General features: G+C 69.5%; 16 protein-coding genes and 3 pseudogenes. 11 read left to right on the top strand and 8 right to left on the bottom strand.

Features of this window, described 5'->3' with window-relative positions; translation table 11 throughout:
• Position 1: 1 nt before the first annotated feature.
• The gene (locus ABD357_RS05150) at positions 2–982 is read left to right on the top strand and encodes a DNA polymerase Y family protein (protein ID WP_344387839.1); all 981 of its coding nucleotides are present in this window, start codon (positions 2–4) and stop codon (positions 980–982) included.
• Between the two features lie 113 nt (positions 983–1,095).
• Here ABD357_RS05150 and ABD357_RS05155 read toward each other — a convergent pair whose 3' ends face one another.
• From ABD357_RS05155 to ABD357_RS05175, 5 genes and pseudogenes are all read right to left on the bottom strand, one after another.
• A complete protein-coding gene (locus tag ABD357_RS05155) occupies positions 1,096–2,187 on the bottom strand; it encodes a hypothetical protein (RefSeq protein ID WP_344387763.1) in 1,092 nt (363 codons plus the stop codon).
• Positions 2,165–2,515, bottom strand: a complete 351-nt coding sequence (locus ABD357_RS05160; RefSeq protein ID WP_344387765.1) for a darcynin family protein — start codon at positions 2,513–2,515, stop codon at positions 2,165–2,167. Before ABD357_RS05160 ends, ABD357_RS05155 begins: the two co-directional genes overlap by 23 nt.
• 52 nt (positions 2,516–2,567) lie before the next feature.
• A pseudogene (locus ABD357_RS05165) lies at positions 2,568–2,728 on the bottom strand (TerD family protein); the annotation flags it as partial.
• A 160-nt stretch (positions 2,729–2,888) separates the two neighbouring features.
• Entirely contained in the window at positions 2,889–3,464 is a 576-nt protein-coding gene (locus ABD357_RS05170) for a TerD family protein (RefSeq protein WP_344387766.1), read from the bottom strand.
• A gap of 154 nt (positions 3,465–3,618) precedes the next feature.
• Entirely contained in the window at positions 3,619–3,885 is a 267-nt protein-coding gene (locus ABD357_RS05175) for a GlsB/YeaQ/YmgE family stress response membrane protein (RefSeq protein ID WP_344387767.1), read from the bottom strand.
• Between the two features lie 190 nt (positions 3,886–4,075).
• On the opposite strand from ABD357_RS05175, the gene ABD357_RS05180 reads away from it, so the two are divergent.
• The 3 genes from ABD357_RS05180 (at position 4,076) to ABD357_RS05190 (ending at position 6,496) form a co-directional block, all read left to right on the top strand.
• On the top strand, positions 4,076–4,465 hold the full coding sequence (locus ABD357_RS05180) for a BlaI/MecI/CopY family transcriptional regulator (protein WP_344387768.1): 390 nt from the start codon (positions 4,076–4,078) through the stop codon (positions 4,463–4,465).
• A gap of 6 nt (positions 4,466–4,471) precedes the next feature.
• The gene (locus tag ABD357_RS05185) at positions 4,472–5,404 is read left to right on the top strand and encodes a M56 family metallopeptidase (RefSeq protein WP_344387770.1); all 933 of its coding nucleotides are present in this window, start codon (positions 4,472–4,474) and stop codon (positions 5,402–5,404) included.
• A gap of 498 nt (positions 5,405–5,902) precedes the next feature.
• Positions 5,903–6,496 (top strand): hypothetical protein, encoded by a 594-nt coding sequence (locus ABD357_RS05190; protein ID WP_344387771.1) that lies wholly within the window; start codon positions 5,903–5,905, stop codon positions 6,494–6,496.
• 85 nt (positions 6,497–6,581) lie between these two features.
• Here the strand turns inward: ABD357_RS05190 and ABD357_RS05195 are convergent, their stop codons facing one another.
• A complete protein-coding gene (locus ABD357_RS05195) occupies positions 6,582–7,037 on the bottom strand; it encodes a tellurite resistance TerB family protein (RefSeq protein ID WP_151484836.1) in 456 nt (151 codons plus the stop codon).
• 139 nt (positions 7,038–7,176) lie between these two features.
• Positions 7,177–8,154 (bottom strand): sporulation protein, encoded by a 978-nt coding sequence (locus ABD357_RS05200; RefSeq protein WP_344387772.1) that lies wholly within the window; start codon positions 8,152–8,154, stop codon positions 7,177–7,179.
• Between the two features lie 392 nt (positions 8,155–8,546).
• Here ABD357_RS05200 and ABD357_RS05205 point away from each other — a divergent pair, with 392 nt between their 5' ends.
• The 6 genes and pseudogenes from ABD357_RS05205 to ABD357_RS05225 all read left to right on the top strand — a co-directional run.
• The gene (locus ABD357_RS05205) at positions 8,547–9,884 is read left to right on the top strand and encodes a hemolysin family protein (protein ID WP_344387773.1); all 1,338 of its coding nucleotides are present in this window, start codon (positions 8,547–8,549) and stop codon (positions 9,882–9,884) included.
• A complete protein-coding gene (locus ABD357_RS05210; RefSeq protein ID WP_344387774.1) occupies positions 9,881–10,903 on the top strand; it encodes a hemolysin family protein in 1,023 nt (340 codons plus the stop codon). Before ABD357_RS05205 ends, ABD357_RS05210 begins: the two co-directional genes overlap by 4 nt.
• A gap of 192 nt (positions 10,904–11,095) precedes the next feature.
• Entirely contained in the window at positions 11,096–12,235 is a 1,140-nt protein-coding gene (locus tag ABD357_RS05215) for an acyltransferase family protein (RefSeq protein WP_425584744.1), read from the top strand.
• 148 nt (positions 12,236–12,383) lie between these two features.
• Complete coding sequence (locus ABD357_RS44570) at positions 12,384–12,665, top strand: hypothetical protein (protein WP_425584745.1); 282 nt, start codon at positions 12,384–12,386, stop codon at positions 12,663–12,665.
• Between the two features lie 120 nt (positions 12,666–12,785).
• Positions 12,786–13,231 (top strand): annotated as a pseudogene (locus tag ABD357_RS05220) (OB-fold nucleic acid binding domain-containing protein); the annotation flags it as partial.
• Positions 13,232–13,315: 84 nt separating this feature from the next.
• Positions 13,316–13,411: pseudogene (locus tag ABD357_RS05225) on the top strand (IS5/IS1182 family transposase); the annotation flags it as partial.
• Between the two features lie 200 nt (positions 13,412–13,611).
• On the opposite strand, the gene ABD357_RS05230 reads toward ABD357_RS05225, so the two are convergent.
• Complete coding sequence (locus ABD357_RS05230; protein WP_344387842.1) at positions 13,612–13,986, bottom strand: cupin domain-containing protein; 375 nt, start codon at positions 13,984–13,986, stop codon at positions 13,612–13,614.
• Positions 13,987–14,078: 92 nt separating this feature from the next.
• Between ABD357_RS05230 and ABD357_RS05235 the strand changes: the two genes are divergently transcribed.
• Positions 14,079–14,525 (top strand): MarR family winged helix-turn-helix transcriptional regulator, encoded by a 447-nt coding sequence (locus ABD357_RS05235; protein ID WP_344387775.1) that lies wholly within the window; start codon positions 14,079–14,081, stop codon positions 14,523–14,525.
• The last annotated feature ends 16 nt before the right edge of the window (positions 14,526–14,541 follow it).

Genomic DNA, 14,541 nt, shown 5'->3' on the forward strand with positions numbered 1-14,541 from the left:
GATGACCACGCGGCACCGGCACATTGCCCACCTTTACCTGCACGCTGTGCTGACCGGGGATCAGTACGCCGATGTAATCGAACTGATGTCTGGCGTCACGCCTCACGTCCAGGCCGTCCCGCCCAACGCCGTGCAATTGGACCTGACATCGGCGCTCCGGTACTTCGATCTGTCTCCCTGCAACGTGGTCCAGTTGGCGAAGATTAGACTGAAGGCGCTGTACGGCATCGACAGCAGCGCCGGGCTCGCGGGCAACCGCATGCTGGCGGCCATGGCCGCCGACGCCTCTGCACCGGGAGACACCACCTGGGTTCCCATGGGGCAAGCGGCCGACTGGTTGTATCCGCGGCCGGTCACTGCCCTGCCCGGGATCGGCCGCACCACAGCGGAGACGCTACGCAGATACGGCCTGCATACCATCGGGCAGGTCGTCGATCTGCCCGCCGGAACCCTGCAGCGACTGCTCGGTGCAGGTCCCGCCCGGCTGCTGGCCGAGCGCGCCCGTGGACACGACCCACGCCCGGTCACCCCGGTGGAACCTGCGGCGCATCTGGTCGCCGAGCTGGCGCTGGAGCGGGACTGTCTTGACCCGGCACAGCATCACCGAGCAGTCCTGGGGCTCGCCGACCAGACAGGCCAACGCCTGCGCGGCGAACGCCAGATCACCAGCCGGCTCACCCTCACCGTGCGGTACGCCGACAGCAGTTCCACCACACGTACGCGCACGCTGCCGGAACCCACCAACCACTCACCCGCCCTCGCGGCAACCGCCCTGGGTTTGCTGAACTCCCTTGGGCTGCAGCGGGCGAGAGTTCGCGCCTTCGTGATCCGTGCCGACGCCCTACTGCCGGCCGACAGCGCCTACCGCCAACTCTCCATGGATCCGGGCGACGATCGCGCCCGCGTGGCCGAAGCTGCCGCCGACCGCGCCCGCCGCCGCTTTGGACCCTGGGCCATCCGCCCAGCGACTCTGGCCGACTGACTGCTGCGCACCTCGCCGGGGGTTCGATGCCGTTGCGTTTTGGACTGAAGACTCGGCGTACAGCCCGACTCGTCTGCCGCTCCTTGTTTCCGCACCCATGAGGGCTGGGGCTGTCAAGGCCGTGGACGACCGCCCCAGCGTGCGGGTAGGCGCGTGCGCCGGGTTGCTGGTGCTGGTGGGCGGGGTGCCCAGGCCGTGGTCCCCCGGTTGTGGTCGCGCGGAGAAGGTCTCGCATGCACCCATTCGATGCCGCCCGCGAGGGCGGGATCACGACCTTGCTTCGGGGGCCGGGGGACGCGGTCGGCGCCGGCGAAATCGCGCAGCAGCTTCCGGGTCTCGTCGTCGAGCCGCTCCTCCACGGGGGACGGGGGCCAGGTGTCGGTCATCGCCTGGCGGAAGGCCGAGGTGAGACGCAGCTGCATGTCCCAGGCTGGGTTGTCCACGGTGTGGTCGACGCTGAAGACGTCCAGGATCAGTTGCTTGAAGCGGCCCGCCAGTTCGAAGTTGTGGTCCTCGGTGCCGGCGAAGATCTCGAAGGCGCGCCGTCGTTCGGCCTCGCTGAAGGACGGCATGATGTGTTCGAGTACGACATGGTCGACCTGTACGTGCCGGGCCTCGTCCATGCCGTGCGCCCACAGCAGCTTGGTGAGGAAGTGCTCGCGCCCCGGATCGAGATGGGCCGTGCGCTTCTCGAACACCGTGATGACGGACTCCCCGATGTACGCGGCCATGCACATCGCCGCAAGCTTCACGTACGGGGAGTCGTCTGCCTGGTAGAGGGCCAGCCGCTCGGAGAAGCGGGAGTCGGCGAGCTTGACGTCCTCGCCGGCCAGTTCCCGTACGTAGCGGTAGAAGAAGTCGGCGTGCAGGTACTCCTCGGCGGCAAAGCAGCTGAGGGCGTGGTGCAGGTCGTAGCCCGCGCTGATCGGCGAGGTGTCCGCCCCGAGCTGCGAGGTGATGATCCCGAAGACGGCCGACAGGTGCCGCTCGATCTCGGCCAGCTGCGCCAGCTCCTTGACCAGGTAGGCGCAGCCCTCGCGTGCCATGCCGGGCCGGTCGAAGACCACGCGTGAGATGAATTCCAGCTCCCGCTCATCCGGGCGGCCGGGCCATCCCAGTGCGTTGGGGTGCAGCGTCTGCTCATGGGCCCCGGCGTAGATGTCGCGCAGCCGGGCGCGGGTGTCAGCGTGCGTCGCTGCCGTCACCGTGGACCTCCTCCTCGTACTGCCGGTAGGCGTCGGCCATGCCGACGTGGATGACGTTGATCTGCGCGTAGCCGTCGGCGAACAGGGGGGAGTCCCGCAGCTCCTCGATGAAGAAGTAGTAGGCGCGCAGGTCCTCGGTCTGGACGAAGGCGAAGTCCGTCGGCTGCGCGGAGAACGCCTCGGCGTCGTAGTGCTGGACAGTCAGCCGGTCGGCGTACTTGGCAATGACCGGCGCGATGTGCTCCTGCTGGAACTGCTCCCTCTCCTTGCCGGACTTGGCCAGCCAGGCCGGGGTGAAGGTGTAGCCGATGAAGATCCCGTAGTTCATGGTCAGTTCCTCGCGTAGCCGCATCGGGGGGAGGCGGGCGGGCAGCCCTTGTCTACAGGTGGGGTGCGATGGACGGCAGCAGGTCCTGGAAGGTGCGGCCGGTGGCGGGTTCGCCGATGGCCTTCATCCGCCAGCTGCCACCGGTGCGGTGGACCTTGGCCATGATCAGGGCGGTGTGCTTGCCGCCGCCGGTGAGGTGTAGCGGGCCAGTTCGGCAGCGCCAGGCGCAATATGGCTTCGAAGTCCGCGCGGCCCTCGGGCGGAGGCCAGAGGGGTCGGCCACATGGTCTCCTGACGGGTAGGGGCGCTGCGGCGCTGGACGAGGGTGCCGGGCCCGCCCCCGGGGATCAGGCCCGGGGGCGGGCTGCCTGTGTCAGACGTTGACGCCGAAGTCGGAGGCGATCCCGGCCAGGCCGGACGCGTAACCCTGACCGACCGCGCGGAACTTCCACTCCGCGCCGCTGCGGTAGAGCTCGCCGAAGACCATGGCCGTCTCGGTGGAGGCGTCTTCGGAGAGGTCGTAGCGGGCGATTTCCGTGCCGCCGGCCTGGTTGACGACGCGGATGAAGGCGTTGCGGACCTGGCCGAAGCTCTGGCCGCGGTTCTCGGCGTCGTGGATGGAGACCGGGAAGACGACTCGGTCGATCTCGGCGGGCACGGTGGCGAGGTTCACTTTGACGGCCTCGTCGTCGCCCTCGCCCTCGCCGGTGAGGTTGTCGCCGGTGTGCTCGACCGAACCGTCCGGGCTGGTCAGGTTGTTGTAGAAGACGAAGTGCTGGTCGGAGAGCACTTTGCCGGAGGCGTCGAGCAGCAGGGCGGATGCGTCGAGGTCGAAGTCGGTGCCGGTGGTGCTGCGCACGTCCCAGCCCAGACCGACCAGTACGGCGGTCAGACCCGGCGCCTCCTTGCTGAGCGAGACATTGCCACCCTTGGCCAGGGAAACTCCCACTGTGTACTCCTTCTCGCTGCGTCAGGTCAGGGCCCGGGGGACCCGGGGATAAAAATCTACAACACTGTAGAAAACGAGGCAGGTTTTACGCGGCCTTCGGAGGCCGGCCGTGTCGCGTATGGCCGAGAAATGGTGGGCGCAGCGAAGTGGCCGGTCAGTCACGGGAGTTGCCGAAGAAGATGCGGTAGCCGATCAGCAGGACCAGTGCGCCCGCGATGGCCGAGCCCCAAGTAGCGGCGTCGAAGAACTCCCGCTGCACCGGCCGGTCGAGGAACCTCGCCGAGAGCCAGCCGCCCAGAAAGGCCCCCGCGATGCCGATGACCGTCGTACCGATGAGTCCGCCCGGATCGCGCCCGGGCAGGACGACCTTGGCAATGGCCCCGGCGAGAAGTCCCAGAACCAGCCATGCGATGACGCCCATGTCTACCGTCTCTCCTTGTGTCGTTGCCGTCGGTGCGGCACGGAAGTTGTCCGGGCAGCCTAGCTTCTACAATTATGTAGATGTTGTGGTGAGGGGCGGCGGAGTACCGGTCGCGGTGCGGTGGCCGGCTGTGGGTCGTCGATACGATGGACCGCCCGTGAATTCGGGGTCGGCGTAAGGGAGACAGGGCGTGACGGATCAGCGGCAGCGTCCCCGGCGGCGGGGGCAGGGTGAACTGGAGGCGCTCGTCCTGTCGGCCCTGAGCGAGGCGGACGGCCCGGCGAGCGCTGGGTGGGTGCAGGAGCGGCTGGGTGGCGACCTCGCCTATACGACGGTGATCACGATCCTGACCCGGCTGCTGGCCAAGGGCGCGGTGACCCGCGAGCGCGCCGGACGGTCCTTCGCGTGGACCCCCGCCTCGGACCAGGCGGGTCTGGCCGCGCACAGGATGCGCAAGGTGCTCGACGCGGAAAGCGACCGGGAGGCGGTGCTGGCCAGCTTCGTCACCGGCCTCGGACTGGACGACGAGCGGCTGCTGCGCGAACTGCTGAGTCGAGCCAAGGACGAGAGGGAAGACTGAAGCCTCATGGGGGTGTTCGTCTTTCTGCCGCTGGTCCTGCCGTTGACGGCCTGGCCGGTCGCGCGCCTGGCCGAGCAGCGGCTGCATCCGCGGACCGCCACTCGGCTGCTGACCGGGCTGGCCGTGGTGATGGGGGTGTGCAGCACCGTGTGTCTGGGGCTGCTGATGGTGGTCGGCACGGCGCAGTTGCCCGGCAACCCGCTGCCCGACGGCTGGTCGGACCCCGAGGTGCGCGAGGCGGTGCCGTACGACGAGGTCGCCGGAAAGCTGGCCATTCCGGCGCTGCTGGCGGTGTTACTGACGTGCGGCCGGTCCCTTTGGCGGCATGGGCGGGTGCGCCGCCGAGCCCACCGGGCCCTGGCCGGCCTGCCGGGCACGGAGGTGGCCGTACTGCCCGACGAGGTGCCGTACGCCTACGCCCTCCCCGGCGGGCGACGGGACCGGGTGGTGGTGACCACCGCCCTGCTGTCCTGTCTCGAACCGGCCGAGCGGCGCGCTCTGTTCGCCCACGAGCGTGCCCATCTCGCCGCCCGGCACCACCGGTTCCTGCTCGCCGTCCAGCTGGCCGCGCGCGCCAACCCGTTCCTGCGGCCGCTGCGTACGGCCGTGTCCTACACCGCGGAGCGGTGGGCGGACGAGGAGGCGGCGCAGGCGGTCGGTAGCCGCAGGGCCGTGGCATGCGCGATCGGCAAGGCGGCCCTGGTCTCCCGGGGCACTCCGGTGCCCACGCTCGCGGGTTTTGCCGCGCCTGGCCCGGTGCCGCGCCGGGTGGCCGCCCTGCTCGGCCCTCCGCCCGCGATGCGCAGCTGGCCGTCGGTCTTCACCTCGGTGGGCCTCGCCGCCTGGGGTGCGGCTGCGGGGACCGCGGTGTCCGCGCTGTCGTCCGCGAACTCCGCAGTGACGATGGTGCTCATCCTGCACGCCGCGACGCCCCTGTGAGGACGCACCTCTGAGAGGGGATCTTGTGAGCGGTTTCCGGGGCTGTGCTCGCGTACTCAGGGCGCCGTTCAGCGGGTGACGGCGAACATGAGCAGGGCGATGAAGAGCGCCAGGGCGCCGAGGGTGGCTGACCTGGCGCCAGTTCCGCACCCAGGCCGCGGTGGTGTTCGCCGCGCTGGCCTTTCTCGCCGCGCTCCTCGCGGTCACCGGCCCGCAGTTGGCCGGCCTCTACGACACCGTCGGAGACGGCCTGTTCGGTCGGATCACCAGTGCCGATCAGAGCGTGTACTACCTCGGCCTCGCGGTCGTTTTCCTGCTACCGGTCGTCATCGGCATGTTCTGGGGCGCACCGCTGATCACCCGCGAGCTGGAGACCGGCACCTACCGCCTGGCGTGGAACCAGAGCATCAGCCGCACCCGCTGGCTGGCGACCAAGCTCGGGCTCACCGGCCTGGCCACCATGGCTGCCGCCGCAGTGGCGAGTCTCGCGGTGACCTGGTGGAGCGGCCGATCGACCAGGCCGTCAACAGCGGCGGAACCGGCGCTGACCCCTTCTACCCGCGCATCGACCCTCTGGTCTTCGGCGCGCGGGGCGTCGTCCCCATCGGCTATGCCGCCTTCGCCTTCCTCCTCGGCGTCACCCTCGGTGTCCTCATCCGTCGCACCGTGCCGGCGATGGCCGCCACCCTCGCGACCTACGCCGCCGTCCAGATCGCCATGTCCCTGTGGGTCCGGTCCCACCTGGCCGCCTCCGTCCAGGCCACCCTGTCGTTCACCGAGGCGAAACCGGTGCAGATCGGCGTCGACTCCGTGCGCGAGGTGGACTTCGGCCAACCCGGCGCCTGGATCCTTTCCGAACAGACCGTCAACGCGTCCGGCCACCCGGCCCCGTTGCCCTCCTCATTCACCGACTGCCCATCCATGGCGGACTGCGCCGCCGCCCTGACCAAGGCCTGCTACCGGCAACAGGTCGTCTATCAGCCGGCCGGCAACTTCTGGCCCTTGCAGTGGGCCGAGACCGGGTTCTACCTCGGCCTTGCCGTAGCTCTGGTCGGGTTCTGCGCCTGGTGGATCCGCCGCCGTCTGACCTGACCGTGCCTCAGGCGGCTCCCGTCGAAGACGACATGCCGGGCCGCTGTCCCAAGGGCAGCGGCCCGGCATACGCGCGGTGCTCCGGTCAGAGGTCGAACTCGTGCGGCGGCAGGTCGAGGGTGAAGCATGCCTCGCGGACGATGGCCTGCTCGGTCTTGTCGAAGTCGCCGTCGGCGCCGCCGATGACGATGCCGATCTGGATCACGGCACGCGCCTCGGCGGGCTTCTTCTTCGCCTTGGCGATCTCCTGTAGGACGCTGACCTTGCCGAAGTCGAAGTCGGCGACCAGCTTGTTGAGGTTGTCGTCGAAGCGCCGCTGGAGGTCGTCGGCGGGGAAGTTCTGCAGTACTTCATTAGTGGCGATGAGCTGGGCCACCCGGCGGCGCTCGGCCGGGTCGATGGTGCCGTCGGCGGCCGCGACCAGCGCGCACATCGCCATGCTGGCGTCGCGGAAGGCGCCGCTCTTGAGGTCGTTCTTCTTCGCCATCAGCTGGGTCTGCATCGTCGATGCAGAATCCTTGATGCGGTCCCACAGGGCCATGAGAACTCCGTACGTGTCAGAGGTGGGTTCGGGCCCCGTAGTGGCCCGGACAGCCGCATTCTTCTACAGCAACGTAGAAGTTATCAGGGTGGGGTGACGAGGGAGGGGCGAAGCGCCTCGGACTTCACCCTCTCGCCGATCACTCTTCCTCTTCCTCGTCGCCCTCGAAGAAGTCGCCGACCTCGTCGACGACTTCGGCCGCGACCATGCCGCCGACAACGCCGACCGCGAGCCCCGCCGCGCCGGCAGCGACGGCGGTGCCCATACCGGGGCCGGAGCGATGGCTGTCGTGGTGGTGCCCGTGGTGGCCGCTGTGGCCGTACGCGGCGTGCGATCCGTACGAGGCTCGGTGCTCGACCAACTGCCGGATCCAGCCGTCAACTTCCGTGTTCCAGTCCCGGTGCTCGACATCGTGGTGAGCGACCGTGAAGCGAGTGAGGGCGTCGTGCCCCTCGGAGAAGAAGCCGCCGCGCTTGTCGGCCTCCAGGACGACCTCCATGCCGCCCGGTGCGGCGAGGAAGGTCAGCTCGATCTCGTTGACGACGTGCGCGTACTGCGTCGCCGGGGTGAGCTCGATCTCCTGGTAGAAGGGCAGTTGCTGCCCGGTGCCGCCGATGCGGCCGTACTCCAGGTCGGCGGATTTGAAGCCGAAGCCGAGCTGGCCGAGGGCTTCGAGGATCGCCTCCTGCACGGGCAGCGGGCGCACCGTGAGCTGGTCGAGGTCGCCCTTGTCCTTCGCGCCGGCCACCGCCAGCTCGGTGCGCACACCGAGCACGATGCCCAGCGGTTGCCCGTACAGCTCGGTGATCGGGGTCTCCCAGGGCAACGTCACGCTGAACGGCACGCTGTGCTGCTCGCCCGCGGCCAGCCGGAAGCCGCCGCCGACGCTGAACCGGTCGAAGACGACCGCGCCTTCGCTCTCCCCGTCCTCGTGTTCGGCCTCGACCCGTGCCACCAGCTCCAGGGTGATGTGCTCGATCTCGAAGTCGGCGTCGCCGCCCTTGAGATGGACCTGGCCCGACAGTGCGGTGCCGGGCAGGGCCGAGCCCGGGTCGAGGACCGTGTCCACTGTGGGCCCGCCCACGCCGAGCGAGCCGAGCAGCCGTTTGAACACCATCGCGGCGTCCACTCCTTCATGTGCGTGTGTTTCTCGTGATGAGGGGGCGGATGGGCGTGCGGGTGCATGGGAACAACCCGGGAAGCCGTCACGTTCTCCCTCTACAGCCGAGTAGAAGCATAGGGTTCTCGGGGTCGGTCCAGGCTGCTTCCCGAAGCCCGTGGCGGGAAAGTCCGAAAAAAGCCGCCCGTCAGGTCGGCAATGGACATGACCAGGAAGCTTTGCCCGTCTTTTACGATGACTCGGAGGGTCTGTCAGCCCTCCCGACCCCCGAGGGTCTGCCCGACCCTCCGAGCCGAGAAGGAGCGATGTCCCGCAATGGGTGAGCCTCCCAGTACCAGCCGTGCCATGACCTGCCCGCCGTATGTGCGTGAGGGAGCGGGGGTGGCACGGTGACCGAGATCCTGCTGCTTCTGCTCGCCCTGCTGCTCACGCTGGCGTGCGCGCTGTTCGTGGCGGCCGAGTTCTCGTTGACCACCGTCGAGCGCGGTGACCTGGAGCGGGCCGCCGAGAGGGGCGAGCGCGGCGCCGAGGGCGCGCTGAAGGCGGTGCGGCGGCTGACGTTCCAGCTGTCCGGTGCCCAGCTGGGCATCACGGTCACCTCGCTGGTGATCGGCATGCTCGCCGAGCCGTCGCTCGCCGCGCTCCTCCGAGGGCCCCTGGAGGCGGCAGGATTGGGCGGTGCGGCCTCGTCCGTGGCGACCGTGCTGGGCGTGGTCGTCTCCACCGTAGTCCTGATGGTGGTCGGCGAGCTGGTGCCGAAGAACTGGGCGATCTCCCGTCCGCTGGCCGTCGCCAAGGTGGTCGCGGGCCCGCAGCGCGGTTTCACGGCCGCGTTCGGCCCGTTCATCCGCCACCTCAACAACACCGCCAACCGGTTCGTGCGCCGCTTCGGACTGGAGCCCGCCGAGGAGCTGGCCTCCGCCCGCGGCCCCGAGGAACTCGTTGCCCTCGCCCAGCACTCGGCCGCCGAGGGCGCCCTGGAGGCGGACTCCGCCGAGCTGTTCGTGCGCACACTGCACCTGAGCGAGCTGACCGCCGAGAACGTGATGACCCCGCGCGTCGACGTCCGCGCCCTCGAAGCGCACGCGACGGCCGCTGACGCCGCCAATCTGACCCATGCGACGGGTCTGTCCCGTTTCCCGGTCTACCGCGACAGCCTGGACGAGGTCGTCGGGACGGTCCACATCCGTGACGTGCTGGCCCTGGAGCCCGGGAAGCGGGCCGTCACGCCGGTCACCGAGCTGGCCACCGCCCCGCTGCTGGTGCCCGACAGCCTGCCTGCCGACCGGCTCCTGGAACGGATGCGGACGGCCCGCACCATGGCCGTCGTCATCGACGAGTACGGCGGCACGGCGGGCGTGGCGACAGTGGAGGACATCGTCGAGGAGGTCGTCGGCGAGGTCCGCGACGAGCACGACCCGATCGAGGTGCCTGACCTGCTGCCCGCCCCCGCCGCCGAGGGCGGCCGCGCGGCCTGGGAGGCGGACGGCAGTGTGCGCATCGACCAGCTGACCGAGATAGGACTCGCCGCGCCCGAAGGCCCGTACGAGACGGTGGCCGGCCTGGTCGCCACCCGCCTGGCGCGGATCCCGGCCAAGGGCGACGCGCTCGACCTGGATGGCTGGCGCCTCGACGTCCTCGATGTCGAGCACCACCGCGCCGACCGCGTACGCATCATGGCGCCGGTCCAGGTGCCCCGTCAGGACCGGCAGGAGGCCGCCCGATGACCGTTCTGCAACTGGCCATCGGCGCCTTGACGCTACTGACCAACGCGTTCTTCGTCGGCGGAGAGTTCGCCCTGATCTCGGTGCGCCGCAGTCAAATCGAACCCCGCGCCCAGGAAGGCAACAAGCGCGCCCGGATGACGTTGTGGGGCCTGGAGCACATCTCCGCGATGATGGCCACCGCCCAACTCGGCATCACTGTCTCCTCGCTGGTGCTCGGCGCGGTCGCCGAACCGGCCATCGCGCACCTGCTGGAGCCCGGCTTCGAGGCGGCCCACATCCCGCACGCCCTAGTCCACCCGGTCGCGTTCGTCATCGCGCTCACCGTGGCGACGTACCTGCACATGCTGATCGGCGAAATGGTCCCGAAGAACATCGCCCTCGCCGCGCCGGTGCCGACCGCGCTGTTGCTCGGCCCGCCGCTGGTCGCCCTCACACGGGCGTTGAAGCCGTTCGTCTTCGGCATCAACGCCTTCGCCAACGCCCTGCTGAAGCTCTTGAGGGTCGAACCGAAGGACGAGGTGGAGGCCGTCTTCACCGACGATCAGCTCGCCCGCATGGTGCTCGACTCCAGTCAGGCCGGGCTGCTCTCACCGGAAGACGGCGAGCGTCTGCGCGACGCCCTGGAGCTGGGTACCCGCCCAGTCGGCGAGATCCTGGTCCCGGCTCAGCAGATGCACACCGTCGACCACGCGATCACCCCGGCCGAGCTGGAGCGGACAGCCGCCCGGGCGGGCTTCTCCCGCTTCCCCGTCACCGGCCCGGACAAGGCCCTGCTCGGCTACCTCCACATCAAGGACACCCTCGGCATCGCCGACCGGGACCAGCCTTTCCCGCGGACCGCCCTGCATCCCGTCACCAAGGTCCGCATCGACACGCCGCTGGACGACACCCTCACCGCGTTGCGGGCCGATGGCAGTCACCTGGCCGCGGTCACCGGCGAGACGGGCACCGTGCTCGGCTTCGTCACCATGGAGGACGTCCTGACGGAGCTGGTCGGCCCGACCCCGGCGGCCGCGTGACCGCCGGGCCGTCCTGTGTGCGCTCTCGCGCCGGACGGTCCGGCGTACGCAGTCCCGTATCCAGCAGGGTTGTACGGGAGTGAAGTTGTGTGACTAGGGTGCTGCGAATGTTTTGCGCTGACGCAGCACCCGCATTTGACGTAAGACGTGAGATCACGGGTCGGGGTTGTCTCGGGAGGGCCAGTGAATGACATCGCGCGCTCGGCCAACCGAGCCGTGGCCGCCCCGGAACGGCAGGCACAACCGCCGCCTCCGCACACGAAGCCCCCTACGAGTGGCACCGCTGCCCCCGCGGAGGCGGCGAAGCCCGTCAGGCAGCGGGACGCGTTCTTCGACAACGCCAAGTACCTGGCGATCGTGCTGGTGGCGATGGGGCACGCGTGGGAGCCGCTGCGCGATGACAGCCGGGCGGCTGCCGCGCTGTACATCGCCGTCTACACCTTCCACATGCCGGCGTTCATCGTCATCTCCGGCTACTTCTCGCGCAGCTTCGACGCCAGTCCGGACCGGATCAGGCGCCTTGTCACCGGCATCGCCGTGCCGTACGTGCTCTTCGAGGTCGCCTACACGTTCTTCAAGCGGTGGGCGGGCGATGACCCGACGTACCCGGTCAGCCTGCTCGACCCCTGGTACCTGACCTGGTTCCTGGTGGCACTGTTCGTCTGGCGGCTGACCACCCCGCTGTGGAAGGTCGTGCGCTGGCCGCTGCCGTTGTCGCTCGCCATTGCCGCCCTGGCCTCGATCTCGCCCGACATCGGCGACGATCTCGACCTGCAGCGTGTCCTGCAGTTCCTGCCCTTCTTCGTTCTCGGGCTGCTCCTGAAGCCTGAACACTTCCAGCTGGTGCGCCGCCGGGAGGTGCGCCTCCTCTCGGTGCCGGTCTTCGCCGGAGCGCTGGCCATCGCCTACTGGGCGGCTCCGCGGATGAACGCCGCCTGGTTCTACCGCCGCGACAGCGCCCAGGAACTGGCCGCACCCGGCTGGACCGGCGCCGTCATGACGCTGGCCCTGTTCGGCTGCTCGGTGATCCTGGTCGCGTGCTTCCTCGCCTGGGTGCCCCGGCGCAAGATGTGGTTCACCGTGCTGGGCGCGGGCACGCTGTACGGCTACCTGCTGCACGGCTTCCTCGCCCAGGGCTCCCGCTTCTGGGACTGGTACGGCCCCGACTGGATCCACCAGCCGCTCGGCGAGATCACCGTCACGCTCGTCGCCGCGGCCGTGATCACCGCGCTGTGCACCCCACCCGTACAGCGGATCTTCCGCTTCGCCATGGAGCCGAAGATGGAATGGGCCTTCAAACAGGATGCGGCCGACATCGCGCGAGCCAGGTGATCGGTCCGGCGCAGCTGCCCGGGGCGCGAGTGGAGCGTACGGCCGCGACGGTGCCCGCGGGTAGTCAGGCCGTACGTGTGCTGGACCGCGCAGGCGGGCAGGTCGGCCGCTCGACTACCAGGTCTGCCACCCCTGTCGGCTCGGCTACATCGACAGCATCGCCGTCGCCGCCCACTGGCAGGGCAGAGGACTCGGACGCGAGGCGGTGCACACCGCCCTCGCGCCGTGCCGGGACTACGAGTGGTCGACATCGCGGCAGTCGTCCCAGGGCCGCATGTTCTTCTCCGCCATGGAGGAGGAGACGGACGTGGCTTTCCCACCGAGAGGTGTGCGGTGCCCACACATGCTGCTGGCACATCCCTTGGCCGGACCTGTCCGAGGCTTCTTCGCGTCATCAGGCTCTCCGCGAGCTCGGATGGGTCGGTCCTGATCGAGGTCGCCGTCAGAAGCGCCCCTCGGTAGTAGCCCCCGCGCTTACGGTCCTCCGGGGCGGCATCGGGGAGCCGGTCGTCGGCGCGAGTGGCGGTGCGTTCGCCCAGCCAGGCCGTGGCTGCACCGGGGCGTGCGCGGCGGGCGCGGGGCTCAACTCCCCTTGTCCGGTGGGCGGAAAACCGCCTCCGCCGGGCTGCCCGACCTTGACGACGCGGAGAAGCTCAGTGCCGAGCTGGGGGTGCTGTCCATGGACGCCTCGCGCAATCTGATGGACGATCACCGGGAGTTCCTGGAGGAGCTGGGCGTGGTCACGGCGCGCCGGCTGCGGGAGGCGCGGCACGGCGAGGCGGTCTGGTCGCGGGTGCCAAGGCCGCCACCCAGACCCCGCCGATCCGCTCCGGCAAGCGGGTCATCTTCAGCACGCTGGATGACGGCACCGGTCTTGTCGACCTCGCCTTCTTCGACGACTCCCACGACGCCTGCGCCCACACCGTCTTCCACTCCTGGCTCCTGCTCGTACGCGGTGTGGTCCACCGCCGTGGACGGCGCAGCCTCAGCGTCATCCGAAAGGGCGGTCATGCCGTCCTGCTCGACGGCACCCTTGTGCGCACCCAACGCCGCACCGGCCCGGACAACTGGCGCAACTACAGCGGGAAACACAAGTCCCACGGCCTGCTGTTCCTCGGCATCACCGACACCCGCGGCCGACTGGTCTGGATCTCCGCCGCGCGCCCCGGGCGGTCCTCGGAGATCACCACCGCCCGCCACAACGGCATCACCCGTCATCTCTGCGAGGCCGGACTCGGTGCCATCGCCGACCTCCCGGTGACCGACGATCTTCACCGCAGTCATCCGCCCACGACCAGCACGAGCATCCCGAACCCCGCGCACACCAGACCCCGTGACCAGCAACTTCACGATGCACAGTGCTCTTTGCGGGGCGGTCAGTTGGCCCAGGGTGGGGTGATCCTGCTCCCGTCGGCCAGTGCCGCCTCCAGGCCGATCGAGGTGGTGACCCAGGAGACCGCGGTCCGGTCGGTGGGGTTCTCGACACGGAGGGTGGCGCCTGGGTTGATGATCACGGTGTCGCCCGGGGCGATGTGTTCGGTGCAGCCGTCGAGGGTGATGAGGAGTTCGCCTTCGAGCAGGTGGAAGATCTCCTCGCGGTTGACGGTGTGCGCCGGGGCTTTGGTCCCGGCGGGGATCTCGCCCCGCCAGGCGCACAGTTCTTTGCTTCCGGTGCGGGGAGTGGCGTACGAGACGAATCGAGCGCCGTGGATCTCGTGGGTCACGGCTTCGGACGAGCGGACTACGGGCATGGTGGCGGCCTCCGGATAGATGGTCAAGCTGCTTGACTACATACTTATGGTCAAGCAGCTTGACCAGTTCGTCAAGGTGTTTGAATGCGTGCGTGCAGAACTCCGAGGCCATGGCCCTGTCCGCCGCCCTGCTCGCCGTCGCCGGTGGGCTCACGCAGCGCATCCATGACGGGGTGGAGGCCCGCGGTTTCGAGGGGCTGCGGCCCGCGCACGGGTTCGCCTTCACCCGGCTTGCCCCGGATGGTGCGACGGTCACCGAGATTGCCGCCCATCTGGGTGTGACCAAGCAGGCCGCGAGTCAGCTCGTCGACGAGATCGTGCGCAAGGGATACGCCGAGCGCAGGCCCCATCCCGATGACGCGCGTGCCCGGCTTGTGGTGCTGACCGAGCAGGGGTGGGCCTGCACTCGGGCCGCGGAGGAAGCGGCGGCGGAGGCTGTGCGGCCGTGGGTCGAGCTGCTCGGCGAACGTGAAGTGCGTGCGCTGCGGGAGCGGTTGGTGCGTATCGCGCCCTCCGGGCCCATCAAGCCTGTTTGGTGACGTTTCGTCAGTGCGC

The organism is Streptomyces vastus (genome assembly GCF_039532825.1).
Lineage (GTDB): Bacteria > Actinomycetota > Actinomycetes > Streptomycetales > Streptomycetaceae > Streptomyces > Streptomyces vastus.

Coding starts and splice junctions, on each gene's coding strand:
- ABD357_RS05195 (WP_151484836.1), bottom strand. CDS start 7,037: ATGGCCCTGTGGGACCGCATCAAGGATTCTGCATCGACGATGCAGACC.
- ABD357_RS05175 (WP_344387767.1), bottom strand. CDS start 3,885: ATGGGCGTCATCGCATGGCTGGTTCTGGGACTTCTCGCCGGGGCCATT.
- ABD357_RS05160 (WP_344387765.1), bottom strand. CDS start 2,515: ATGAACTACGGGATCTTCATCGGCTACACCTTCACCCCGGCCTGGCTG.
- ABD357_RS05200 (WP_344387772.1), bottom strand. CDS start 8,154: ATGGTGTTCAAACGGCTGCTCGGCTCGCTCGGCGTGGGCGGGCCCACA.
- ABD357_RS05185 (WP_344387770.1), top strand. CDS start 4,472: ATGGGGGTGTTCGTCTTTCTGCCGCTGGTCCTGCCGTTGACGGCCTGG.
- ABD357_RS05150 (WP_344387839.1), top strand. CDS start 2: ATGACCACGCGGCACCGGCACATTGCCCACCTTTACCTGCACGCTGTG.
- ABD357_RS05230 (WP_344387842.1), bottom strand. CDS start 13,986: ATGCCCGTAGTCCGCTCGTCCGAAGCCGTGACCCACGAGATCCACGGC.
- ABD357_RS05210 (WP_344387774.1), top strand. CDS start 9,881: ATGACCGTTCTGCAACTGGCCATCGGCGCCTTGACGCTACTGACCAAC.